This window comes from Allobosea sp. 67-29, assembly GCF_001898115.1.
Lineage (GTDB): Bacteria > Pseudomonadota > Alphaproteobacteria > Rhizobiales > Beijerinckiaceae > Allobosea.
This window is the reverse complement of the sequence record NZ_MKSQ01000007.1, coordinates 278,333-300,986: the sequence shown is the minus strand read 5'-3', so window position 1 is coordinate 300,986 and position 22,654 is coordinate 278,333. Positions and strand designations below refer to the sequence as shown.

The following is a 22,654-nucleotide window of genomic DNA, read 5'->3' as shown; positions in this document are numbered from 1 at the left end:
TGCCGATGTTTGACCGGATGAAGCTTCAGGTGCTCGCCAACCACGCCCGCGCCGCCGCCGAGAACATGGCGCATACGCTGCACCGCACGGCGCACTCCGCCTTCGTCAAGGAGACGGAGGATTTCACGGTCATGCTGATCAGCCGGAGCGGCGATACCTTCGCCGTACCGATGGAGCTGGGAGCGACCTGGTATCCGGGCCTCTCCTGGGCCCCCGCGATCAAGATGGTCGACGACTACAAGCCCGGCGACGTCGCCTTCACCAACGATCCCTATTCCTGCTTCGTCGCCACCCACGCGCCCGACACCCATCTCTGGAAGCCGGTCTTCCACGAGGGTGAGATCGTGGCCTGGACCGGCGGCCATATCCACAACACCGACATGGGTGGCGCGGTGCCGGCCTCGCTCTCCCGCGCCCTGACCGAGATCCACCAGGAGGGTATCCGCTTCCCGCCGATGAAGCTCGTCAACGAAGGCGTCTTCGACGAGCAGATCCTCAGGATCATGACCACCAATGTCCGCAAGCCCGACCTCAACATCGGCGACATCAAGGCGCTGGTCGGCGCGCTCAATACCGGCGAGCGCAAGGTACTGGCGATGATCGAGAAGTTCGGCCGCGACGGGTTCCTCGGCGGCGTCGAGGCGCTGCTCGACCAGGCCGAGGCGCAGGCGCGCGAGGTGCTGCGCGGCATGCCGGATGGAACCTGGGAATTCGCCGATTACGCCGACGAGGATTCGGTCGAGGCCAATCCCTGCCGGCTGAAGCTCAAGCTCACGATCCGCGGCGGCGAGGCGGTGCTGGACTTCACCGGTTCCGACCCGCAGCTCGCCTCCTCGCTCAACGTGCCGAGCGGCGGCAACCCTCGGCATACGATGCTGCTGGTCGGGGTCTATTACGTCCTCTACACGCTGAACCCGAAGATCCTGCTCAACAGCGGGCTGACGCGCCCGTTCACCTGCATCGCGCCGGAGGGAACCGTGCTGAACCCGGTCTTCCCGGCAGCGGTCGGCATGCGCTCGCTCACCTGCGCGCGGCTGCGCTCGGTGATCTTCGGCGCCTTCTCGCAGGCGGTGCCTGAGCGGCTGCCGGCGGCACCCGCCGGCAACAACTGCATCGTCAACGTGATGACGACCGACGAGCGCACGCACCGCACCGTCATCGCCGCGGTCAATCCGGTGGTGGGCGGCGGCGGCGGCATGCCGCATCGCGACGGCACAAACGGCTCTGGCGCCGACGCCGCCTATCTCAGGAACACGCCGATCGAGATCACCGAGACCGAGACGCCGGTGGAGTTCGTCAGATACGGGCTGGCGCGGGATAGCGGCGGCGCCGGGCGCTGGCGCGGCGGGCTCGCCACCGAGATGGCGTTCCGCGTCTTCGCGCCCGACAGCCGCATCACCGCCCGCAATCGCGACCGCAGCTTCTTCCGGCCCTGGGGCGTGCTGGGCGGCAAGGCGGCGGGGCTCTCCGACATGGTCGTCAACCCGGGCCAGCCGGAGGAACGGCGGCTCGGCAATATCGACACCACTGTTCTGCAGCCGGGCGACGTGCTCGAGATCCGCTCGGCCGGCGGCGGTGGCCGTGGCCATCCTTTCGACCGGGAGGCCTGGCGCGTGGCGGAGGATGTCGTGCGCGGCTACGTTTCGCCGGAGGCGGCTGAGCGCGATTACGGCGTCCTTATCCGCGACGGGGTCGTCGACGAGGAGGCGACACGGGCGCGCCGTGCCGAACGTGGGCCGGTCACCGGCCACTTCCATTTTGGCCCGGAGCGCGAGGGCTACGAGGCCCAGTGGACACGCGAGGCCTATGACCAGCTGACGGCGATCCTCGCCGGCCTGCCGATCCATTGGCGCTTCTTCGCCAAGACCGAGATCTTCAGGCGCATGAAGGGCAGGGTTGGCGCCCAGGGCGTCGACGAAGCCTTTGCCGCGGCCAGGCTCAGGTTTCCCGAAATGCCGGCGCCAAGGCTCATCCATGCGGAGGCTGCCGAATGAGCACGGCCGCCGGCGAAGGGGCGGGCCGGCTGGTCCGACTGACCGAGGTCGATCGCGCCCCGCTGCGCTTCTTCCTCGACGGTGCCGAACAGCAGGCTCTGACCGGCGACACCGTGCTCAGCGCCGTGCTCTCGGTCGCGCCGGCGCTGCGCCGCTCCGAGTTCGGACCTGAAGCCCGCGCCGGCTTCTGCCTGATGGGGGCGTGCCAGGATTGCTGGATCTGGCAGGAGGACGGGCCAAGGCTGCGGGCGTGCTCGACGCCGTTGGCCGAAGGCATGCGCCTGCTGTCAGCCGCGCCGGGGGAATGGCCTTGAGCGAGGCGGCCAAGCCCCGGATCGTCGTCGTGGGTGCCGGGCCGGCTGGCATCAGGGCTGCCGAGATACTGGCCGCCGGAGGGCTGGTGCCCATCGTCATCGACGAGGGCGAGCGCGCGGGAGGCCAAATCTACCGCCGGCCGCCGCCTGGTTTCACGCGCCCAGCAGAGGTTCTCTACGGTTCGGAGGCTGCAAAGGCCGTCGCGCTACACCAGACCTTCGATGCCATGGCGGCGGCAGGCCGCCTCGTTCATCACCCCCGCAGCTCCGTCATCGCCATTGCGGACGGGCGATTGCAGGTCATCGGCGACGCAGGGGCGCGCTGGATGTCCTATGACCGGCTGATCCTCGCCACAGGCGCGATGGATCGCGTCATGCCCGTGCCGGGCTGGGAGAACGCCGGCGTCTACGGGCTCGGCGCGATGCAGATCGCGCTGAAGGCGCAAGGGGCCGCACTGGGGCGAAGCATCGTACTGGCCGGCTCGGGCCCGCTGCTCACTCTGCTCGCGGTGCAACTGCTCAAGGCGGGCGGGCAGGTTGCCGCCGTGCTGGACACGACGCCGATGCGCCGGCAACTGCGCGGCTTCGCCGGCCTGTCGGCACGGCCGCTCTTCGCCTTGCGCGGGCTGATGATGCGCCGGCGCCTGGCCGGGATCTATCATGCCGGTGTCCGGCTGGAGCGCATCGAGGCGGACGGGCGTGGCCCGGTCGCCGTGCTCTGGCGCGATGGAGCGGGCCGGAACCGGCGTACGCCTTGCGATGCGGTCGGCCTGGGCTGGCATCTGAGGGCCGAGACACGTCTCGCGGACCTCGCCGGATGCGACTTCGCCTATGACGAGACCTGGCGGCAATGGCTGCCGCAGGCCGATGGCATGGGGCGGGCGGGACGCGGCGTGTACCTCGCCGGGGACGGGCTCAGGATACTCGGGGCCGATGGGGCGGAGGTCGCGGGCCGGCTCGCCGCGGCGGCCTGCTTGCAGGATCTCGACCTGCCGGCGCCCGATACGGCGGTGGATGAGCGCCGGCTGGCCCGGCTCGGCCGCTTCGCGCGCGGAATCGCGGAGGCCTTTCCCTGGCCTGTCGAGGCGGCGGCCGGCTTGCCGGATGAGACGGTGGTCTGCCGCTGCGAGGGCGTGACCGCCGGTGAATTGCGTCGGACCGTCGATTTCGGTGGCGGCGAGGTCAATCGCGTCAAGTCGCTCGGGCGCGTCGGGATGGGGCGCTGCCAGGGCCGCTATTGCGAACTGGCCGCAGCAGAGATCGTGGCCGATGGCGCGGGCCATGCCTGCGCAGCGGCGGCAGGCCGGTTGCGCGGACAGGCGCCGGTAAGGCCGGCCCCGATCTCCGCCCTGGTTCAGGACGTGGCTACAGACGGATAGCGCTGCGTGTTCAGGTGCCGTGCGAACGATTAAGGTCCCGGCAAGCCGCGCGCAGGCAGTCGCGCATCAGTTCATGACTGGGCGAGAGCGGCCGGTCGTTACTGGTGAGGATCGCGATGGGCACTTCGATCCGAGGTTCGAACGGCCGCGTTACGACGCCGTTGAATTGCTCCCAGGGCAAGAGGCTGTCGACGATGGCGATGCCGAGCCCATCGCGCACATAAGGCAGGGCGGTGATCGACAGGTCGATCTCGATCGCCGGCGCGTAGGCGAAGTCCTCGGCCCCGGCCGAAGCGGCCAGCAGGCGCCCCGGCAAGGTATCGGCGCGATAGGAGATCAGTGTTTCGTCGCTGATATCGGCAAAGCGGACGCAGTCGCGTGCCGCCAGCCGGTGCTTGGCCGAGACGACGCAGACCAGCGCCGCACGCCCGACCGTCTCGGCGTGTATGCCGGCATGAGGCAGGTTGTTCATGGCGATGCCGAGCGAGACCTCGCCACTGCGCAGCATCTCGACGATGGAGACCTGCGAGGCGATGAGCGAGCGCACCACGATCTCGGGATGGGCTTCCCGGAACGCGGTCAGGGCACGCGGCACGATCGACATGGATGGCGGCGCCGAGGCAGCGAGCCGGACGAGGCCGGTGCGGCCATGCCGCATGTCGATGGTCCGGCGGCGGAGCGCATCAAGCTCGCCGAAGATATGCTCGGCCTGGGAGTAAAGCTCCTCCGCCTCCTGCGTCGGCACCAGCCGGCCGCGCACGCGGTTGAACAGCTTGAAACCGAGCTGGCCCTCGGCATGGAGCAGGATCTGGCTCAGGGCCGGCTGCGAGATATTGAGCATCGCGGCCGCGCCGGTCACCGTGCCGCAGCGCATCAGCGTGCAGAAGACTTCGAGTTGGCGCGCCCGCATCTGTCGTCCCATCAACGGCGATAGCGCAGACATCGCCGCCGCCGGCGCTGATGTCCAGCCTTCAACCGCCGTTGGGCCTTCTCCCAAGTTTATCGCTGGTCCCAGCGATCCCGCATTTCGTAGAACAGCACGGCCAGCGGCAGGAACCATGGCTTGCCGTAATAGAGCGGGCGGCTGCGGAAGGGCAGGTCGGCATAGGCGCTGGCTGCATCTGCGCTGCCCAGCATGCGTTGCGCGATCTTATGGCCGAACCAGCTTGCCCGCGCGATGCCGGTGCCGTTGTAGCCGCAGGCGTAGAAGATGCCTTCGTGCTCGCCGAGATGGGGCAGCTTGTCGAAGGTGAAGCCGGTCTGGCCGTGCCAGTAATGCGTGATCGGCGTCCGTCCCAGCTCGGGGAAGACCTGCAGCATCTGCTTGCGCAGATGTGCGGCATTGGCGTGGGCGACAGTCTCGCCGGTCACCTTGAGCACCCGCCCGCCGAAGAGAATGCGCGTTCCGTCCGGGGAGGGCCGGTAATAGGTCACGACACGCTGGCTACCCGCCAGCATGCGCCGTTTCGGCATGAGCCGATCCATCACCTCGGCCGGGAGCTGTCCGGTCGCGATCAGCGCACTGCGGATGGGAATGATCCGCCGCTGCAGGAAGGGCAGGAGCGCTCCGGCATAGCCGTTGGTGGCGACGAGCAACTGCTTCGTCGCGATCTTGCGCTCGCCGACCGAGAGCTTGAACCCGCCCGCCTGCGGCGAGATCGCCGTCACCCGGGCGCCGCTGACGATCTGAACGCCGATCCGGCGCGCGGCTTCGGCGAGACCGGCGATATAGCGAGCCGGATGCAGGCCGGCATAGCCTGGCATGGCGAGGCCGCCGTGATAGAGCTCGGTGCCGATCTCGCCCTGCTGCTCGGCGCGCGGGACCAGATAGGCGTCGCAGGGCATGACCTGCCGGATGCGGTCGAGGTTGCGCCCCATCGCCTCGTAGAGACGCGGCGTCATCGCGCCCCGGAAATAGCCGACCACAGCGAGATCGCAGGCGATGGCCTCTCGCGCCACGACATCCTTGACGTGCTGCAAGGCAAGGAAGCTTTCCTCGACGATGGCGCGCGCCTTGTCCGGCCCATGGGCCATCGCGGTGTCGAAGGTGGCCCAGCCGGGGCCGAGCATGCCGCCATTGCGGGAGGAGGCGCCCCAGCCGGGGGATTCCGCGTCCAGCACGGTCACCTGCTTGCCGGCGCGCGCCAGGGTCAGCGCGGCGTTGAGCCCCGTGAAGCCGGCGCCGACGATCGTGACCTCGCTTTGCGCCGGCAGTTCGGATGCGGGCTCTGTCGCCGGCCTCGCGGCTTCCCACCAATAGGGCGTGTCGACCGCGTCGTCGCTGAAGAACGGACCGGACAGGCGTGCCATGCGTGCAACCCTCAGGACGGCAGGATGCGCCGCAGGAAATCCTGCGTGCGCGGATGCTGCGGCCGGCTCAGCACTTCCTCGGGCGGGCCCTGTTCGACCAGGACACCGCCATCGAGGAACAGCACGCGGTCGGCGACCTCGCGGGCGAAGCCCATCTCGTGGGTGACGACGACCATCGTCATGCCCTCGTCGGCCAGAGACCGCATCACGGCGAGGACCTCGCCGACCAGCTCCGGATCCAGCGCCGAAGTCGGCTCGTCGAACAGGATCGCGTCGGGATTCATGCCAAGCGCGCGGGCGATCGCGACGCGCTGCTGCTGGCCGCCGGAGAGCTGGGCCGGGTAGGCATCGATCTTGGCGCCGAGCCCGACACGGGTCAGCAGGTCGCGCGAGCGCGCCAGAACCGCCTCGCGCGGCTCCTTCTTGACGAAGATCGGGCCTTCCGCGACGTTCTCGAGCGCCGTCCGATGCGGGAACAGGTTGAAGCGCTGGAAGACCATGGCGACGCGAGTGCGCAATTGGCGGATGCGCGAGGAGCCGGTATCGACCCGCTCGCCATGCACGACGATCTCGCCGCCCTGATAGGTTTCCAGACCGTTGATGCAGCGCAGGAGCGTCGACTTGCCGGAGCCGGACGGCCCGATGATGCAGACCACCTCGCCCTTCTCGACCGCGAAGGAGACGTCGTGGATGACCTCGTGCTGGCCGAAGGATTTTCTGACGTTGCGCAGTTCGATGATGCTCATCGGGCCTGCCTCATGCGGCGTTCGAGCCAGCTGTTGAAGGCCGTGAGCGGCAGGCTCATGGCGAGATAGATCAGCGCCACGAGCGTGAAGATCGTGGTGTTCTCGAAAGTCGAGGACGCCAGCAGCTTGCCCTGCAACGAGAGCTCAGCGACCGTGATCGTCGAGGCGAGCGAGGAATCCTTGAGCAGCATGACCATCGTGCTGCCGTAGGGCGGCAGCGCGACGCGGATCGCCTGAGGCAGCACGACACGCCGCATCAGGAGGCTCCAGCCCATGCCGATCGAGAGCGCTGCTTCCGTCTGCCCGCGGTCGATCGCCTCGATGCCGGCGCGGAAGACCTCCGCCATATAGGGCGAATAGGCGATGCCGAGGCCGATGATCGCGGCCTGCAGGGCGGTCAGCGAGAGCCCGAGATCGGGCATCACGAAGTAGATGTAGAACAGGGTCACCATGCCCGGGATGCCGCGCACGACGACGATGATCGTGCGCGCCGTCCAGGCGAGCGGCGCGATGCCGCTCACCCGCATGAAGGCCCAGACCAGGCCCAAGCCCGTCGCGAGGACGAAGGCGCCGAGCGTGACCAGCACGGTGAGGTAGACGCCCTGCATCAGGATCGGCAGGAACGTCTCAGCCTGGCTGAGGAAATGGCTCATGGCTCAGTCGGTCAGGCGTTCACAGACCCCACTTCTTCAAGATCGCCTCGAAGCGTCCGTCCTTCTTCATGTTCGCAAGGCTGGCGTTGATCTTCGTCAGCAGCTCGGCATTGCCCTGCTTGACGGCGATGTTGATCGGGCCCGGAACCGACGGCTTGTAGGACTTGACCAGCCGCAATTGCGGGAAGCGCCCCTGCGCGAGGTTGTAGGCCAGGATCGGGTAGTCGCCGATGCCGGCGTCGAGGCGACCGTTGGAGACGTCGCGCAGGATGTCCGGCAGGCTGTCATAGGCGCCGACCTCGGCGGGCGCGCCCGAGGCCTTGAGGGCGTCGATGTAGCGCGTTCCGATCTGCGCGCCGACCTTCTTGCCCTTGAGGTCGCCGAAGCCGGCATAATCCTTCGCGTCGCCGGCAGGCACCACCAGCCCCTCGCCATAGGCGTAGACGTCCTGGCTGAAGTCGACGACCTTGGCGCGCTCCGGGGAGCCGTACATGGCGGCCGAGATGATGTCGATCTTGCCGGAGGTGAGGGCGGCGATCAGGGTCGAGAACTGCATCGGCTGAATCTCGACCTTGAAGCCGGCGTCCTTGCCGATCTCCTCGATGACATCGACCATCATCCCCTGGATGGTGTTGGTCTTCGCGTCGAGGAAGGTGAAGGGCGTGCCGGTCGGCGTCGAGCCCACCTTGTAGACCGTCTGCGCCTGGGCCGTCGCCGCGGCGAGCATCATGCCGAGTGCTGCAACCGTCGTCCTGAATCCGATCATCCCATTCCCCTTTGCTTTGAATCCAACCGGTTTTCGGAACCGGGCCATGCAGCATCCGTACCTGTCCGAGCGAACGACAAGACGGATTCGTACCAGAGCCATAAGACGCACTTATGCGATGGCGTGCCGGGCATCCTGCGCTAGAACTCCGCCACCTTGCCGAAGGCGGAGCCTTCCAGGCGTTCGGGCCGGTACGGCCTGGGATCGACGATCGGCTTCGCGCCGGTGACGATGTCCGCGATCATGTGCCCGGCGCCGGGGCCGATGCCGAAGCCATGGCCGCTGAACCCCGCCGCGAGGATGAAGCCGGGCAGGCCGGCAAGCTCGCCGATGGCGGGCACGCCGTCCGGCGTCGAATCGATGTAGCCGGCCCAGCGCGCCGCGACCGGCACGGATTTGAGGCCGGGCAGCAGGCGTTGAGCCCGCGCATGGGTCTCGGCGATCTGGCGCGGATCGGGCGTCGGGTCGAGGATGCGCATGGCCTCCATCGGCGTCGGCGCATCGAGCTTCCAGCGGGCCAGCGTCTCGTGGCCGGATTTCCAGCCTTCGAGGTTACCGATGGCGAGGCTGCGCCAGCGCCGCAGGAACATGGGAACGAACTGGCGGGCGTAACGCAATTGCTGCGGCGTGGGATCGACCCGGGCTCGCCCGCTGATCGCCAGGGTGTAGCCGCCGTTGCTGCGACGCGTCACCGATATCTCGGCGGTGTGCAGCGCCTCGGGAAGACCCGTTGCCCCGGGCGAAACCGACATGATCGACTGGCGCACCGCCGATTGCGGAAAGCGGATACCGTACTGGTTGAGGAAGGACGAGGCCCAGGCGCCCCCTGCATGGATGACCGTCGCGGTGCGGATCGTGCCCTTCTCGGTCACGACGGCCGAGACACGCCCGCCCATCGTCTCGAGGCCGCGCGCGGCACAGAATTGATGAACGCTGCCGCCGGCCGCGATGATGCCGCGCGCGATCATCGGCGCGGCGCGGGCGGTATCGGCGGTGCCGTCAGTCGGCGAGAACACGCCTCCCTTCCAGCGCTTGCCGGTCGCGCTTCCGCGAGCCGAGGCTTCTTCGGACGAGAGCATGTGGGTGACGACACCCTCACCGACGGCAAAATCCCGCCACTTCGCCCAGGCCGTGAGCTGGGCGTCGTCGTCGCTCAGATAGAGCAGGCCGCAACGGCGGAAGCCGAGATCCTCGCCGATCTCTCCCGCCAGACGATCCCAGAGCGACAGACTTTCCGTCGCCATCGGCAGCTCGCGGGCATCGCGGTTCTGCTGCCGGCACCAGCCCCAGTTGCGGCTCGACTGCTCGGCGCCGATGCGGCCCTTCTCGACGAGCGCGACCGTCACGCCGCGGCGGGCGAGGTAGTAGGCGGCACTGACGCCGACGATGCCGCCGCCGATGACCACGACGTCGGCGCGATCGGGCAAAATGGGACTGGTCTCGATCTCGAACAGCGGCGCCGGCATGACACTCTCCTTGCGGAGGCAAGGTTAGCGACCACGCGCAGGAAAGTGCGCTGCAGTTGCGATCGTGGCGGCATTTCCTTCGGTTTCGACGGCCGGATTCTGCCGTCATCTGCGCTTCAACCCTGTTAGACTCGGCACGCTGTTCGCGGCATAATCTGCTGTCGGGTTGCAGGCCCCAGGCCTTGGCGGCGCGGCTGTCTGTCGATCGAGGAACTCCGATGAAGCTTGACCAGATCGACATCAAGATCCTCTACGAGCTGCAGAAGAACGGCCGGATCACCAATGTCGAGCTGGCCGAGCTGGTGAACCTTTCGCCGAGCCCTTGCCTGATGCGCGTCAAGAAGCTGCAGCAGGACGGCTACATCACTGGCTATTCCGCGCGGATCAACATCGCCAAGCTCGGGCAGACGCTCACGGTCTTCACCGAGATCACCCTGAAGAACCACCGGCAGATCGACTTTGCCCGCTTCCTGGCCGCGATCGAAAAGCTCGACCAAGTGATCGAGTGCCATCTGGTCTCGGGCGGCTACGACTATCTGGTCAAGTTCGTGACCAGCGGCATCATCGAGTACCAGACGCTGATGGAGCGGCTGATCGACCTGGATATCGGCATCGACAAGTATTTCAGCTTCGTGGTGCTGAAGTCGCCGATCGTGAAGCCGCATATGCCGCTGACCAGCCTGTTCCCGGTCACGGCGACGAGCTAGGGCTTACGTCAGCGCTTCGAGAAGGCTGCGACAAGTTCCGGGTCGCGTTCGAGCTTGTCCAGCCAGCTCGGGTCTAGCTTGGGCACCGAGGACATCAGCAGCCGCGCATAGGGGTGGCCGCCAGCCTTGCCGACCTGGTCGGCCGGCAACTGCTCCACCTTCACGCCGCGATACATCACCGCGACCTCGTCGCAGATCGCCTGCACCGTCGTCAGGTCGTGGCTGATGAAGAGATAGGACAGGCCGAGTTCGCGCTGCAGGTCCTTGAGCAATTCGATGATGGCGGCGGCGACCACGGTGTCGAGCGCCGAGGTGATCTCGTCGCAGAGGATCAGCTCGGGGTCGGCGGCAAGCGCGCGTGCCAGGTTCACGCGCTGCTTCTGCCCGCCCGACAACTCGCTCGGCAGCCGGTGCTTCAGAGCGCGCGGCAGATGCACCAGCTCGAGCAGCCGGTCGATGCGTGCATCGCGGGCCGCGCCACGCAGGCCGTGGTAGAAGGTGAGAGGACGGCCGAGGATGTCCTCGATCGACTTGGCCGGGTTGAGCGCTGTATCCGCCGATTGGAACACGATCTGCAGCTTGCGCAACTCGTCGGCGCTGCGGTCCTGTGCCCGCGGTGCCATCGGCTTGCCGTTGAAGGCGATCGTGCCGGAGGAGGGCGGGATGATGCCGGCGATGGCGCGCGCGAGCGTGGATTTCCCGCAGCCGGATTCGCCGATGATGCCGAGATTGCGTCCGCGCTCCAGCCTGAAACTCACCTTGTCGACCGCCAGGATCAGCGGCGTTCCATCGGCCTGCAGCTTGCCATAGCCGGCGCTGATGGACGCAAGCTCCAGCACGGGGCGGGGAGCCGCGCCTTCCGGGCTCGCTACCTGCGCGGGGGCGCGGCCGGGCGGCGCGAAGGCGGCCAGCAGTTCTTGTGTGTAGGGATGCTTCGGTGCCGACAATATCTGCGTTGTTGCGCCGATTTCCTGGATGACGCCACCTTTGAGGACGACGATGCGGTCTGCGATCTGGGCGACGACGGCGAGATCGTGCGAGACGTAGACGCCGGCCATCCGGCTCTGGCGCATCACGGATTTGAAGGCGCGCAGGACCTCGATCTGCGTGGTGACGTCGAGAGCGGTCGTCGGCTCGTCGAAGATCACCACCTTCGGATCGCCAATGAGCGCCATGGCCGCTGACAAGCGCTGCAACTGGCCGCCCGAAACCTGGTGCGGATAGCGCCCGCCGATCGTCTCGGGCGAGGGCAGGGAGAGCGCACGGAACAGGTCAATCGCCTTGGCTTCGGCCTGCGCACGAGGCATCAGCTCGTGGATGCGGGTGATCTCGATCACCTGGTCCATGATCCGCTGCGCCGGATTGAAGGCGGCGGCCGCGCTCTGCGGCACATAGGAGACCGCGACGCCGCGGACCTTTGCCCGCTCCTTTTCCGACAGTGCGGCCATGTCGCGGCCGTCGACCCGGACGCTGCCCCCGGTGATGCGGCAGCCCGTGCGGGTATAGCCGAGCAGCGTCAGCGCGATCGTGGTCTTGCCCGAGCCGCTCTCGCCGATCAGCGCGACGATCTCGCCGGGCGCGATCTCGAAGCTCACGCCCCTGATGATCTCGACGCGGCGGCCGGCATCTGTCGTCGCCTCGACCTTGAGGTCCCGGATGTCGACGAGAGGGCCCATCATTCGCTCCGGTCCCGGATCTTCTGCGGCAGGTTGTCGATCAGCAGGTTGACGGCGATCGTCAGGCTCGCGATGGCGAAGGACGGCGCCATTACCGCGGGGGCGCCGAAAGGCAGGCCGCCGATGTTCTCGCGCACCAGAGAGCCCCAGTCGGCCTCCGGCGGCTGCACGCCGAGGCCGAGGAAGGACAGGCCGGACAGGAGCAGTACGATGAAGACGAAGCGCAGGCCGACATCGGCGAGCACCGGCCCGATGATGTTGGGCAGGATCTCCGCGCCGATCAGGTAGCTCAGCCTCTCGCCGCGGATGCGCGCGACCGTGACGAAGTCGGTGGTGTTGACGTTGACCGCGAGCGCCCGGGCGAAACGGTAGGAGCCGGGCGTGTAGATGATGCCGAGGATCAGCATCAGCACGGGAATCGAGGAGCCGACGCCGGCGACCGCAACGAGCGCGAACAGCTTGCTGGGAATGGAACTCAGCGCATCGATGAAGCGGCTCAGCGCCGTATCGAACCAGCCGCCGGTCACGGCTGCCGCCATGCCGAGCGTGACGCCGATGGTACAAGCGATCAACGTGGCCGCCAGCGAGATGCCGACGGTGTAGCGCGCCCCGAACAGGATGCGCGAGAGCATGTCGCGCCCGAGATAGTCCGTGCCCAGGGGAAACGACTGGCTCATCGGCCCGAAATAGTCGGTGTCGACGATGTCGCTGACGCCGTGCGGCGTGATGTAGGGCGCCAGGATCGCGATCGCAGCCCATGCCAGGACGATCACGAGGCTGACCAGGCCGGTGAGGTTGAAGCGGTAGCCCGCGCGGCGCGGGGACGGGGACGTGGTGGTGGCGTCGGTGGCCATGTCAGCGCAATTTCGGATTCGACAGGATGGCGATGATGTCCGCCGTCGTGATCAGCAACAGATAGACGGCGCAGAAGATCATCGCGCAGCTCTGGATGAGCGGCAGGTCGCGCGTCGCGACCGCATCGACCATCAGCTTGGCGATGCCGGGATAGTTGAAGATCGTCTCGACGATGATGACGCCGCCGAGCAGGTAGGAGAGCGACAGCGCCACGGCGTTGACGATCGGGCCGAGCGCGTTGGGCAGCGCATGGCGCAGCACGACGCGGGTGCGGGAAGCGCCCTTCAATTGGGCCATCTCGACATAGGGCGTGTTGAGGGTCTCGACCACGGCCGCGCGCGACATGCGGATCATCTGGGCGGAGATGACGAAGCTCAGCGTGAAGACGGGCATCGCATAGATGCGCAGCATCTCGCCGAAGGAGTGGACGTCCCGCGCGAAGGACAAGGCCGGCAGCCATTTCAGCCAGACGGCGAAGATCAGCACGCCGGAGGTCGCGATCATGAATTCCGGGACCGAGATCACCGTGATCGTCGCCATGGTGACGGAGCGGTCGTAGAGCGAGCCGCGCAGCATGGCGGAGGTGATGCCGAGCGCGAGCGCGATCGGGACTGAGAACAACGCCGTCGCGGCCGCGAGCTGGAGCGAATTGCCCAGGCGCCCGGCGATGAGCTCCGCGATCGGCCGGTTGTTGGCGTAGGAGATGCCGAGATCGCCGGTCAGCATGCCGCCCAGCCAACGGAAGAAGCGCAGGATCGCCGGGTCGTTGAGGTGCATCGCCGTGCGAAGCCCGGCCACGGCCTCCGGCGTCGCGGCCTGGCCGAGCAGGATCTCGGCGACGTCGCCGGGCAGGATCTGGGTGGCGCAGAACACCACGAAGGAAACGATCAGCAGCGTCAGCAGCGCGACGAGCAGCCGTCCGCCCAGCAGGGACAACAGGTGAAGGTTCATCGACGCTCCCGCAGCTGACACCTCCGACAGGAGTGTGGCACGAAATGGGGGCCGGGCGCACGCGCCCGGCCCGCAGGAGTACCCAGGATCAGGCTTCGAGCCAGACGTATTCGGCGAAGGCGTAGCCCATCATGCCGCCGAGCGGGTTCGCAAGCAGCCCCTTGAGCTTGTTCGAGATCGCGTCGACATTGGAGATGTAGACCGGGATCGCGGTGCCGGCCTCGTCGGCGACCATCACCTGCATCTCGCCATAGATCTGCTTGCGCTTGGCTTCGTCGAGCGAGCCGCGGGCCTCGAGCAGCATCTTGTCGAACTTCTCCGACTTGTACTGGCTCTCGTTCCACGGCGCGGTGGAGGCGTAGAGCAGCGAGAACAGGATATCCGGCGTCGGCCGCGGGTTGATGTTGCCGAAATGGACCGGGGCCTTGAGCCAGTAGTTCGACCAGTAGCCGTCCGAGGGAACGCGCTGGATGTCGAATTTCATGCCGATCGCGTTGCCGGCCTGCTGGACGAGCACGGCCATGTCGACCGAGGAGCCGGCAGCATCCGAGGCGACGATCGGGATCGTCTGGCCGAGAACGCCGGCCTTCTGGAAGAGCGACTTGGCCCGCTCGGGGTCGAACGCCTTCGGCTTCAAGTCCTTGTTGTGGTAGACGCTCATCGGCGGGATGGGCTGGTCGTTGGCGATCTCGGCGAGGCCGCGCAACGCCGATTTCTGAATCTGCTCGCGGTTGAGCAGATATTTCATGCCCTCGACGAAACCTGCCTTGTCGCCGGGCGCCATGTCCAGGCGCATGTTGAGGTCGGTATAGTTGCCGGTGGTGGTCTTCGACAGGGCGACGCCCGGCTGGCTCTCGACCAGACGCATCGAGCGCGGGTTGATCGCGGCGGCCAGCTGGATGTCGCCGGAGAGCAGCGCGTTGACGCGGGCGGTGTCGTCGGTGATGGCGAAGAACTCGAAGGAGTCGAGGTTCGCGCCGCCGGGCTTGAAGTAGTTCTTGTTCCTGACGGCGATCGAGCGCACGCCGGGCTCGAAGCTTTCGCAGGTGAAGGCGCCAGTGCCGTTCGCCTTGGCGAAGTTCGTCGTGCCGTCGGCGATGATCATGAAGTGATGCGTCGACAGGATGGTCGGCAGGTCACCGTTGGGCGCTGCGAGGGTGATCTCGACGGTCAGCGGATCGACAGCCTTGAACCCGGTCATCTGCTTGGCCAGCGCGGCCGATTTCGAGCCGACGGCGGGGTCGAGATGGCGCTTCAGCGAGTAGATGACATCGGCGGAGGTCAGCGGCTTGCCGTCATGGAAGGTGACGCCCTTCTTGAGCGTGACGGTCCAGACCTTGGCGTCCTTGGTCTCGAACTTGTCGGCGAGCTCCATCTGCAGCTTGCCGTCGGTGCCCAAGAAGGTCAGGCGGTTGTAGAAGGCGCAGCAGCGGACATAGTCCGTCGACAGCGAGGCCTTGGCCGGGTCGAGGGTATCGGCGGTCGAGGACGACCAGCCGGCAGCCTTCAGGTTGCCGCCCTTGACCGGCGTCGCCGCGAGCGCGGAGGTGGCCCGGGCCAGAACGAGGCTGCTGGCGGAGGCGGCAAGGCCGCCGGCCATCAGCATCTGCAGGAGATCACGGCGGCTGGCGCCGCGGCGGATCGCATTCTCGACGATGGCGTCGTCGGCGCTCGTCCAGCTGGAAGAAATCTTGTCGGTCATGCTCATTCCCCTGTTCTGATTTGCGCCGTTGTGCCGGCGTTGGTCTTCTTCGGTTCGGGTTCCTTCAGGCAACCAGACTGGCCTCCACGGCGTCGGCGAGCGCGCCCATCGAGGTGAAGTGGAAGTCGGGCTCGGTGAAGCGTTCGGGCTCGATCGTGCCGCCATAGCCGGGCTGGGCGTGGCGCCGCTGGATCCAGCAATTGGTCAGGCCGAGTTCCCGGGAGATTCCGATGTCGTGGTACTGGCTCTGCGCGACATGCAGGATCTGCTCGCGCGAGCCGCCATCCGTCTCGACGAAGGCGAAGACCTGCTCGAAGAAGGCGGGATCGGGCTTTTCCGTGCCGGTGTCGTCGACGGTGAAGCCAGCATAGAAGGGGTTGCCGAGAGCGCGGGAGAAATGCTCGAAGGCCCAGCGCTGGGCGTTGGTCATGGCGATGAGCTTGTAGCGCTTCGACAGGCGGGCCAGCGCGTCGGCGCTGTCCGGGAAGGGGCGCCAGTCCTTGACGGCATCCCGCAGGCGCCTGCCCTGGCTTTCTCCGGTGGGCAGGCCGAGCTTCGGCGCGATGACGCCGTAGACGCGGACGAGGTCGTCGGGAAAGCGCCCGACACCGGGCATATAGCGTGCGGCACGGTAGAGGCTCAGCGCTTCCTCGCCGTCGAACGGCACGCCGGCCTCGCGGGCGATGGCTGCCAGGCTGCCGATGAGGCCGCCCTCGAAATCGATCAGCGTGCCGACGACGTCGAATGTCATGTAGCGGAAGTCGTTGAAACCCTGAGCCATCGCCTCTCCGCTTCTCCCGCCTGTCGCGTGCGGGTACTCGTCGTCCTCGGCGAGCGTGGTCGCGTCGCCTTCGGCTCATTCGGTCGCTGGTCGCGACGGCTGCGCTGTGTTCCCCGGCCGCTCTGCGTCGGCCATAAGCGAGTTTCCCACGGCAGGCTCGCCGGATACGCTGAATGTCCAAAACCCGGCGGCACAAAATTCCGAATTCGCAGCCTTGGCGGAATCTCGGCTCGGGGAGCGGGGAGAGATGCGACCCTCGCTTCCGCTCCGCCCTCGCAGAGCCTGCGATCCTCAGGCCATCGCGGCCCGGACATCCGGGTCGGCCAGCGTCTCGTCGAGTGTCGCGCGGGTCCGCTCGACGATCGCGTCGATCTCGGCCTCGGTGCAGCACAGCGGCGGCGCATAGCCTAGCACGCCGTTGCCGAAGGCCCGAATGACGAGACCGTGGTTCCAGGCCCGGTCGAAGACGCGCTGGGCCGGCACCGAAGCCGCAGGAAGCGGCGTCTTCCTCGCCTTGTCGGTCACGAGCTCGACGGCGGCCAGCATGCCGCGCCCGCGCACCTCGCCGACGAGCGGGTGATCGCCGAGGCTTTCGAGGCCGGCCATCAGGCGCGCGCCGGCCTTGCGGCCGTTCTCGAGCAACCCGTTCTCGTAGAGGCGCAGCACTTCGAGGCCGACCGCTGCGCTGACCGGATGGGCGGAATAGGTGTAGCCGTGGCCGACCGCCGCCGCGCCCGCACCGTCCGCGATGACGTCGTAGACCTTCTGCGACATCAGCACGGCGCCCATCGGCACATAGCCCGAGGTCAGCCCCTTGGCGACGGTCATCAGGTCGGGGACGATATCCTCGTCCTCGCAGGCGAAGAGCGGGCCGGTGCGCCCGAAGCCGGTGATGACCTCGTCGGCGACGAAAAGGATATCGAGCTCGCGGCAGAGCTCGCGCATCGCCTTGACCCAGCCCGGCGGCGGCACGAGCACGCCGCCGGAACCCTGGATCGGCTCGCAATAGAAGGCGGCGACGCGGTCGGCTCCGCCGAGTGCCTCGACCTTGGCGCGCAGCGCCGCCAGGGAGGCGGCGATGACCGCAGCCGGCTCCGAGCCGGCCGGGTTGCGATAGGTATAATGCGACGGAATCTTGTGCTGCCAGTCATAGGGCACGCCGAAGCCGGCATGGAAGGCGGGCAGGGCGGTGAGACCGGCGCCGACGGTCGAGGAGCCGTGATAGCCCTGCTCGAGCGAGATGAACTGGTCCTTCTGCGGCTTGCCGCGGGCCTGCTGGTAATAGCGGATGAAGCGGACCGTGCTGTCGACCGCGTCGGAGCCGCCAAGCGTGAAGTAGACGCGGTTGAGGTCGCCCGGCGAACGCTCGGCGAGTTCGGCCGCCAGCCGGATCGCCGGCTCGGAGCCGAGGCCGAAATAGCCCGTCGCATAGGCCAGCTCGCGCATCTGGTTCGCCGCGGCCTCGACGATGCTGTCCTGGCCGTAGCCGGCATTCACGCACCACAAGCCCGCGAAACCGTCGATGAGCTGCTTGCCGGAGCTGTCGGTGATGGTCGCGCCCTTGGCCGAGCGCAGCACGCGCACTCCCGCCTTCTCATGGCCGCGATAGGAGGCGACCGGATGAATCCAATGCTCGCGATCGAGTTCGATCAGGGAATTGCTCAACATGGCGGTTCTCCAGACTATCCGAGCGCCTGACTGGCGAGAGCGAAGGGTTTGGCGGGGCCGGGCGGCAACCGGCCGGTCGCGTTGCGGCGCATGGCGATGCCGCCGCCGACGCCCACGAGACCGCGCGCGGACAGCCATGGCGACAGCGTCTGCCATTCGGCCGTGTCGACGCGCAGGAAGGCACCGGGCCGGCTGGCGATCAGGAAGCTCATGAGGCTGCGTGCCTGTTCCGGCGTGCTCGCGATGACCGGGCCGATCACCTCGCCGCGGCCGAAGGGGCGCAGCGCGGCGTAGCCGACGGTCCGTCCGGCTTCCCGCAGCACGACCATTCGGCCGGCCTCGGTCAGAAGCCTGAGCAGCGGGCGGCGATCCATCCCATGCGCTTCCAGATCGAGAGCGGCGATCGCGGGGAAGCTCTCCGGGCCGACCCAGCCCAGATCGATGGCATCGCGCGCCGCATCCACCGGCAGCGGCGCGGGAATGCCCTGGTGCTGGCGGATTTCGTGGGTCGCGGCGAAGCCGAGCTTTTCGTAGAGGGGAAGGCCGTCTGCGGTCGCGGTGAGCCGGCATTCCCGCGAGCCGCAGGCTTGCAGGACGGCACCCATCAGCTTTCGGCCAAGGCCCCGCCCGCGCATCCGCGCTGTCACGATCACCGTGTTGACGGTTGCGCAATCGTCACCGAACGGCGTCAGCATCGCGGTGCCGACCACGGCATCGCCCTCCAGCGCGACGAAGCCGTGGCTGAGGGTCAGGAGCATCGCCCAGTCCTCGCGCCGGTGGGGCCACCCGACCTCTCGCGAGAGCAGGACGGCGCCGCCGAGATGGCTTTCGTCGAATGCGACGAGATCGATCGTTTCCTGGCCCATGAGATTCTTCGCTTCGTATCCGTTGCATCATGGATAGGCGCTGGGCCGGCGCAGTTGCTCCCGAGGAACGGTCCGTCGCGATATCTTCGGCCGTAGGAATGCGCGGCGACCGCATGGAATGCCACGGCGGCCAAGGAGAAGCCGGCGACCAGCGGGCATGGCGGGCAGAGTGGCGATGCGGGCGCAACTCTCTGCCATAGCCTCATGGACGGACGGCAGTTTGTGCTTCCTGCCGCGGGCAATGCGGTGCTCGCGCCGATCCGGCGCCGGCTATGATCCTCGCCAACGGACACAACCGTTTCGCCACAGGGGATCTCCGCGGATGACCGTCTTCAAGCCCAAATTCGTGACCTTCGACTGCCACGGCACGCTGATCTACTTCGCGATGGATAAGGCTGCCCGCGCGCTCTATGGCGACAAGCTCGACGAGCCGGCGATGCAGCAGTTCATCACGAACTTCTCGGCCTACCGGCTCGACGAGATCCTCGGCGACTGGAAGCCCTACGAGGAGGTCGTCTACAATTCGCTGGAGCGGACCTGCCGGAGCAACGGCGTCGCCTTCCGCCCCGAGGATGCGCGCTGGGTCTATGAGCAGGTCCCGACCTGGGGCCCGCATCCGGACGTACCTGAAGGCCTCGCCAAGGTGGCGAAGGAGATCCCGCTCGTCATCCTCTCCAATGCGGATGACGCCCAGATCCCGCACAATGTCGCCCGGCTCGGCGCGCCGTTCCACGCCGTCTTCACGGCCGAGCAAGCCCGCTCCTACAAGCCGCGCATGAAGGGGTTCGAATACATGTTCGACATGCTGGGCTGCGGGCCGGAGGACGTCTGCCACGTCTCGTCATCGTTCCGCTACGACCTGATGACGGCGCATGACCTCGGCATCAGGAACAAGGTCTGGGTGAATCGCCGTCACGAGCCGGCGAATCCCTATTACGGCTACACCGAGATCAAGGACATCGGCGGCCTGCCCGGCGTGTTCGGGCTCTGAGGCCCCGGCCGATGCAGTTCAAATCCTATTGGCATGACACGGCCGACAGCTTCACCGGCGCCGCCAAGGGGCCGGTCGAGGGCTCCTACGACGTGGCCGTCGTCGGTGGCGGCTTCACCGGCCTTGCCGCCGCGCGCCAGCTTGCCATGGCCGGCGCCCGGGTCGTGGTGCTGGAGGCGGAAAGCGTCGGCTACGGAGCCTCGGGCCGCAATGGCGGCCACCTCAACAACGGCCTGGCGCATAGCTTCATCGCGGCGAAGGCGGCGCTGGGCAGCGAGCGCGCGGTCGCCCTCTACAGGGCCTTCGACAATTCCGTCGATACGGTCGAGCGGATCGTCGCGGAGGAGGGGATCGACTGCTCCTTCCGGCGCGCCGGCAAGCTCAAGCTCGCCTCCAAGCCGGAACATGTCGCCTCGCTCACCCGCAATTTCGAGGTGCTGCATCGCGAGGCCGATCCCGACACCGCCATGCTGAGCCGGGCCGAGCTTGCGGGCGAGATCGGCTCCGACGCGTTCCATGGCGCGATGCTCTCGAAGAAGAGCGCCATGATGCATATGGGCCGTTTCGTTTCAGGCCTGGCCGCGGCGGCCGCCCGGCACGGCGCGGTGATCCATGAGCACGCGCCCGTCACCGACCGGCGGCAGGAGGGCGGGCGGCATGTCCTCCGCACACCGCGCGGAAGCGTCTCGGCGAAGGACGTGCTGGTGGCGACCGGCGCCTACACATCCGGGCCGTTCTCCTGGTTCCGGCGCCGGATCATCGCGGTCGGCTCGTTCCTGATCGCGACGCGGCCTTTGAGCGAGGCCGAGGTCGCGGCGACCATGCCCGGCAACCGCACGGCCGTGACCTCGCTCAATATCGGCAACTACTTCCGCCTTTCGCCGGACAACCGGTTGGTCTTCGGCGGGCGGGCTCGCTTCTCCGCCACGTCGGACCAGACCTCCGACGCAAAGAGCGGCGCCATCCTGCGCGCGAGCCTCGCCGGCATCTTCCCGCAGCTCAGGGATGTCGAGATCGACTATTGCTGGGGCGGGCTGGTCGACATGACCAAGGATCGCTATCCGCGCGCCGGCTACGAGGACGGCGTCTGGTACGCGATGGGCTATTCCGGCCATGGCGCGCAGATGTCGACGCATCTCGGCATGATCATGGCCGACGCGATCCTCGGCCGCCCCAATCGCAATCCGCTCGAAGGTCTCGCCTGGCCGGCGGTGCCGGGCCATTTCGGCAAGCCCTGGTTCCTGCCGCTGGTCGGGCTCTACTACAAGGCGCTCGACCGCATTCAGTAGGTCGCCGCCTCTACCCCGACCAGCCGCGAGGCGCCGGATGAGCTCCGGCGCCTTTTTCCATGCGGGTCAGCCGAGCCCGCCGATATGGAAGGCTTTCACTTCGAGATATTCCTCGATGCCGAGCCGCGAGCCCTCGCGGCCCAACCCCGACTGCTTGACGCCGCCGAACGGCGCGACCTCCATCGAGATCGCGCCGGTGTTGAGCCCGACCATCCCGAATTCGAGCGCCTCGCCGACGCGCCAGGAGCGCCGCATGTCCTGCGTGAAGAAATAGGAGGCGAGCCCGAACGGCGTGCCGTTGGCGATGCGGATCGCCTCCGCCTCGCTGCTGAAGCGGAACAGCGGGGCGACCGGGCCGAAGGTCTCCTCCTCGGCGAGCTGCATCTCGGTCGTGGCGCCGCCGAGGACGACCGGCGTCGCATATTGCGCTCCGTTCGGCATGTCGGCCGCGGCCGCGAGGCGCCGGGCGCCCTTCGACAGCGCGTCCTCGACATGGCGCTCGATCTTCTCGATCGCCGCCCGGTTGATCATCGGGCCGATATCGACGCCGTCCTGCGTGCCGGGGCCGACCTTCATCGCCGCGACGCGGGCCGCGAGCTTGTCGGCGAAGCGGTCGTAGATGCCGTCCTGCACCAGGATGCGGTTGGCGCAGACGCAGGTCTGACCGCCATTGCGGAACTTCGAGACGAGCACGCCGTCGATGGCGAGGTCGAGATCGGCATCGTCGAAGACGATGAAGGGGGCGTTGCCGCCGAGCTCCAGGCTGAGCCGCTTGATGCCGTCGGCAGCCTGCCGCATCAGCAGGGCGCCGACTCGTGTCGAGCCGGTGAAGGAGATCTTGCGGACGGTCGGGTTGCCGGTGAGCTCGGCACCGATCGCGGCCGGCATGCCGGTGACGATGTTGACGACGCCGGGCGGGATGCCGGCCCGTTCGGCCAGGACGCCGAGCGCCAGCGCCGAGAACGGCGTCAGCTCGGAGGGCTTGATCACCACCGTGCAACCGGCGGCCAGGGCGGGCGCCACCTTGCGGGTGATCATGGCGTTCGGGAAGTTCCAGGGCGTGACGATGCCGCAGACGCCGACCGGCTCCTTCATCACGATGATGCGCCGGTCGGCGGTCGGGGCCGGGATCGTCGCGCCGTCGACACGGCGGGCCTCCTCGGCGAACCATTTGACGAAGGACGCGCCGTAGCGGATCTCGCCGCGCGCCTCGGCCAGCGGCTTGCCCTGCTCGCGCGTCAGGATCAGCGCGAGGTCCTCGACATGCTCCAGCATCAGCGCGTGCCAGGCTTCCAGCAGCGCGGCGCGCTCGGCAGCCGTCCTGGCGCGCCAGCCGCCGAAGGCCGCAGCCGCGGCCTCGACCGCGGCACGGGTATCGGCGCCGTCGGCATCCGGCACGGCACCAATTGCCTCCTGGGTGGCGGGATCGATCACGTCGAGCGTGCGGCCGGAACCGGCGGCCCGCCATTGCCCGCCGATGAGGCAGGCCTCGCGCAGCAAAGCGGGGTCATGAAGGGCTTGAATGGTCATGCGTGCAGTC

At 67.7% G+C, this 22,654-nt stretch carries 20 protein-coding genes; 6 read left to right on the top strand and 14 right to left on the bottom strand.

The genetic code is table 11. The features are described from left to right. Positions 1-5: 5 nt before the first annotated feature. Genes BGO20_RS05125 through BGO20_RS05115 form a run of 3 tightly spaced genes read left to right on the top strand, consistent with a single transcriptional unit; the run spans position 6 to position 3,687 of the window. Positions 6-1,994, top strand: a complete 1,989-nt coding sequence (locus BGO20_RS05125; protein ID WP_291662165.1) for a hydantoinase B/oxoprolinase family protein — start codon at positions 6-8, stop codon at positions 1,992-1,994. Next, positions 1,991-2,308, top strand: a complete 318-nt coding sequence (locus tag BGO20_RS05120) for a (2Fe-2S)-binding protein (RefSeq protein WP_291662167.1) — start codon at positions 1,991-1,993, stop codon at positions 2,306-2,308. Before BGO20_RS05125 ends, BGO20_RS05120 begins: the two co-directional genes overlap by 4 nt. Further along, positions 2,305-3,687: an FAD/NAD(P)-dependent oxidoreductase gene (locus BGO20_RS05115; RefSeq protein ID WP_291662168.1), complete on the top strand. Its 1,383-nt coding sequence runs from the start codon at positions 2,305-2,307 to the stop codon at positions 3,685-3,687. Before BGO20_RS05120 ends, BGO20_RS05115 begins: the two co-directional genes overlap by 4 nt. Before the next feature lie 10 nt (positions 3,688-3,697). Here BGO20_RS05115 and BGO20_RS05110 read toward each other — a convergent pair whose 3' ends face one another. The 6 genes from BGO20_RS05110 to BGO20_RS05085 all read right to left on the bottom strand — a co-directional run bounded on the left by BGO20_RS05110 (position 3,698) and on the right by BGO20_RS05085 (position 9,628). Next, a complete protein-coding gene (locus tag BGO20_RS05110) occupies positions 3,698-4,597 on the bottom strand; it encodes a LysR family transcriptional regulator (RefSeq protein ID WP_291662169.1) in 900 nt (299 codons plus the stop codon). An 89-nt stretch (positions 4,598-4,686) separates the two neighbouring features. Then, positions 4,687-5,997 carry an NAD(P)/FAD-dependent oxidoreductase gene (locus tag BGO20_RS05105; protein WP_291662171.1) on the bottom strand — a complete coding sequence of 437 codons (1,311 nt, stop codon included), beginning with the start codon at positions 5,995-5,997 and terminating at the stop codon, positions 4,687-4,689. An 11-nt stretch (positions 5,998-6,008) separates the two neighbouring features. Next, a complete protein-coding gene (locus tag BGO20_RS05100) occupies positions 6,009-6,737 on the bottom strand; it encodes an amino acid ABC transporter ATP-binding protein (RefSeq protein WP_291662597.1) in 729 nt (242 codons plus the stop codon). Positions 6,738-6,739: 2 nt separating this feature from the next. Then, the gene (locus BGO20_RS05095; RefSeq protein WP_291662172.1) at positions 6,740-7,396 is read right to left on the bottom strand and encodes an amino acid ABC transporter permease; all 657 of its coding nucleotides are present in this window, start codon (positions 7,394-7,396) and stop codon (positions 6,740-6,742) included. A 19-nt stretch (positions 7,397-7,415) separates the two neighbouring features. Next, a complete protein-coding gene (locus BGO20_RS05090; RefSeq protein WP_291662173.1) occupies positions 7,416-8,162 on the bottom strand; it encodes an ABC transporter substrate-binding protein in 747 nt (248 codons plus the stop codon). A gap of 140 nt (positions 8,163-8,302) precedes the next feature. Further along, entirely contained in the window at positions 8,303-9,628 is a 1,326-nt protein-coding gene (locus BGO20_RS05085; protein ID WP_291662174.1) for an NAD(P)/FAD-dependent oxidoreductase, read from the bottom strand. Between the two features lie 218 nt (positions 9,629-9,846). Between BGO20_RS05085 and BGO20_RS05080 the strand changes: the two genes are divergently transcribed. Further along, positions 9,847-10,335: an Lrp/AsnC family transcriptional regulator gene (locus BGO20_RS05080; protein WP_291662175.1), complete on the top strand. Its 489-nt coding sequence runs from the start codon at positions 9,847-9,849 to the stop codon at positions 10,333-10,335. Positions 10,336-10,343: 8 nt separating this feature from the next. Here BGO20_RS05080 and BGO20_RS05075 read toward each other — a convergent pair whose 3' ends face one another. The 7 genes from BGO20_RS05075 to BGO20_RS05045 form a co-directional block, all read right to left on the bottom strand. Continuing rightward, the gene (locus tag BGO20_RS05075; protein ID WP_291662598.1) at positions 10,344-12,011 is read right to left on the bottom strand and encodes an ABC transporter ATP-binding protein; all 1,668 of its coding nucleotides are present in this window, start codon (positions 12,009-12,011) and stop codon (positions 10,344-10,346) included. After that, entirely contained in the window at positions 12,011-12,865 is an 855-nt protein-coding gene (locus tag BGO20_RS05070; protein WP_291662176.1) for an ABC transporter permease, read from the bottom strand. The genes BGO20_RS05075 and BGO20_RS05070 overlap by 1 nt, the downstream gene beginning before the upstream one ends. 1 nt (position 12,866) lies before the next feature. After that, a complete protein-coding gene (locus BGO20_RS05065; protein WP_291662177.1) occupies positions 12,867-13,817 on the bottom strand; it encodes an ABC transporter permease in 951 nt (316 codons plus the stop codon). Positions 13,818-13,905: 88 nt separating this feature from the next. Continuing rightward, positions 13,906-15,519, bottom strand: coding sequence for an ABC transporter substrate-binding protein (locus tag BGO20_RS05060; protein WP_291662178.1), 1,614 nt, complete (start codon positions 15,517-15,519; stop codon positions 13,906-13,908). A 64-nt stretch (positions 15,520-15,583) separates the two neighbouring features. After that, complete coding sequence (locus tag BGO20_RS05055; RefSeq protein WP_291662179.1) at positions 15,584-16,300, bottom strand: HAD-IA family hydrolase; 717 nt, start codon at positions 16,298-16,300, stop codon at positions 15,584-15,586. A 291-nt stretch (positions 16,301-16,591) separates the two neighbouring features. Continuing rightward, entirely contained in the window at positions 16,592-17,968 is a 1,377-nt protein-coding gene (locus BGO20_RS05050) for an aspartate aminotransferase family protein (protein ID WP_291662180.1), read from the bottom strand. A 14-nt stretch (positions 17,969-17,982) separates the two neighbouring features. After that, positions 17,983-18,834 (bottom strand): GNAT family N-acetyltransferase, encoded by an 852-nt coding sequence (locus tag BGO20_RS05045; protein ID WP_291662181.1) that lies wholly within the window; start codon positions 18,832-18,834, stop codon positions 17,983-17,985. A 322-nt stretch (positions 18,835-19,156) separates the two neighbouring features. Between BGO20_RS05045 and BGO20_RS05040 the strand changes: the two genes are divergently transcribed. Continuing rightward, positions 19,157-19,825: a haloacid dehalogenase type II gene (locus BGO20_RS05040; RefSeq protein WP_291662182.1), complete on the top strand. Its 669-nt coding sequence runs from the start codon at positions 19,157-19,159 to the stop codon at positions 19,823-19,825. An 11-nt stretch (positions 19,826-19,836) separates the two neighbouring features. Continuing rightward, positions 19,837-21,114, top strand: coding sequence for an NAD(P)/FAD-dependent oxidoreductase (locus BGO20_RS05035; protein WP_291662183.1), 1,278 nt, complete (start codon positions 19,837-19,839; stop codon positions 21,112-21,114). Positions 21,115-21,180: 66 nt separating this feature from the next. Here BGO20_RS05035 and BGO20_RS05030 read toward each other — a convergent pair whose 3' ends face one another. Continuing rightward, a complete protein-coding gene (locus BGO20_RS05030) occupies positions 21,181-22,644 on the bottom strand; it encodes an NAD-dependent succinate-semialdehyde dehydrogenase (protein ID WP_465245994.1) in 1,464 nt (487 codons plus the stop codon). Between the last annotated feature and the right edge of the window lie 10 nt (positions 22,645-22,654).